The sequence below is a fragment of the Inquilinus limosus DSM 16000 genome (genome assembly GCF_000423185.1).
Taxonomy (GTDB): Bacteria; Pseudomonadota; Alphaproteobacteria; order DSM-16000; family Inquilinaceae; genus Inquilinus; species Inquilinus limosus.
The window spans coordinates 1-1,669 of the sequence record NZ_AUHM01000065.1; the positions used below are offsets into that span (position 1 = coordinate 1).

General features: G+C 55.3%; 3 protein-coding genes. All 3 read right to left on the minus strand.

What is annotated here, in order from left to right:
* On the minus strand, positions 1 to 402 hold a 402-nt coding region (locus G537_RS45680; protein WP_211230551.1), incomplete at its 3' end, for a GAD-like domain-containing protein.
* A gap of 107 nt (positions 403 to 509) precedes the next feature.
* Complete coding sequence (locus G537_RS44050; protein WP_155888838.1) at positions 510 to 947, minus strand: hypothetical protein; 438 nt, start codon at positions 945 to 947, stop codon at positions 510 to 512.
* A gap of 6 nt (positions 948 to 953) precedes the next feature.
* Positions 954 to 1,669, minus strand: a 716-nt coding sequence (locus G537_RS44400) for a hypothetical protein (protein ID WP_211230552.1), incomplete at its 5' end; no start/stop codon positions are given.

Here is a 1,669-nt window from a genome sequence, read left to right on the forward strand (position 1 = left end):
ACCTGCGCGTCGGGGCCGGCCTCGCCGCTGCCGATAAAGCCGCGCACCTCCGGCAGCGCCGCCGCCTGGCCGCCCGACAGCACCATCAGATAGGTGGTGCTCTTCGTTCCGGACCAGCAGGTGTCCGAATGCGGAGAAGCCGACCAGATGGCTTTGGTCGGCCTTGAGCTGAGGGTCGTTCCCAAGAATGGCCTGGACCACCTGATGGTAAACATCCGGATTGCAGAACTGGAAATATCCATCCAGCCACATCCCGAGGCCGTGCTGTTCCCAGAACCGAAGCAAGCCGTCAGGCAGACGCCCTTGATAGGCTCGGAAGACTGACGTGGGCACCGCCTCACCACCTTGCGGCTCCCCAAATTTTTCGAGAGCGCGCTGAAAACTACGAGGGAAGTCGGCCATTGATACGATCCTACGGTCCGTTTTTTTGAGTGTGGCAGCACCCGCTTTAGCAGGTCCGAAAATGAGAATGCGTATAGCGTTTATGTGATTTTTCTACTTCTTTATAATCACAAGAAGCTAATAGACTTCAACGTGTCGGAAGAAGATTGCCATTCCTCCAATACAGATAGCGCCATTGCTTTATTATCCAGATCGTCATCGTGAAAACCAGTAAGAGAAAGACCCATTTTGGGAAATACAATAAATCCGTAACTCTCGAAAGCACCACCCGCGTCCATTTCCAACGCTCTTAGAACCGCCATCGGATCCGCCGAAAAAATATCCATACCCTTGTACGCTATTCCAGATGATCTCCGCGTGGCACCAATCTGGAATAACTTATCATTTCGAAATGACAAGTTCATATAATTAGAAAAGTACAGCTCAACAACATCGTCATATTCTGACTGATCCTCCTTGTTTCCAAGTATTCGTTCTATCTCTATCGGCCCCATTCCGAATCGCAGAGGGCCAAGGCCTTCTCCAGGAATTATCTCAAACACCACGACACCTCATGAGGTCAATGGTCCAGAAGATCCAGGCGAAGCCGGAGCGCTTCCTGGAGCTGATTCTGCTCCATCGGGATTGACTAAGCCATGCTTTTCTCGACACCGTGCATATTCCTCCATCTCCTTTAAGGCTTCATCATATTTTTCTGGATCGCCGGCTTCTCGCGCGATTCTACGGATATCATCGGTATCCATTTTAAGCGCTTCCTCAAAATTTCCATTTTTTATTAGGTCACACTGCCGCCCCCGCCAGTCAGCTCCAGCCCGTCCTTTATTGCCATTGCTCATGGTCTTCCGGTGGTCCAGCGGATCCATTTGTATCGCCGGAAGATTATCCCACATCGATTTTGGAAAGCAGTCCTTTGCGAGGGTGTGGTGGGAATCCAATTCGTCCCCCACTGGCTTCTTAGTTTCCCCATGCGCGCCGCCTCTATAGGGGCCGGTGCCGTTGCCCCTACGAAGGTGAGCACACGGATCGGCTTGCTTGTTGCAGTCTTCACAGGTTTGCGTCGCCTCGCCGGGCCTGGTCTGGGTCTCGGCCGCCTCGTTGGCCCCTTCCATCATATTGGCGATGGTCCCGGCCAGGGCCCGGCCCGCCATGGCACCGGCCCGGCTGCCGATGATGCCGCCGACAACGCCGCAGATCGGGCCGCACAGCGCCGTGCCCGCGGCGGCGCCGATCCAGCGCCCCGCCGCCCCGCCGGCCGCCCCGCCGGCTA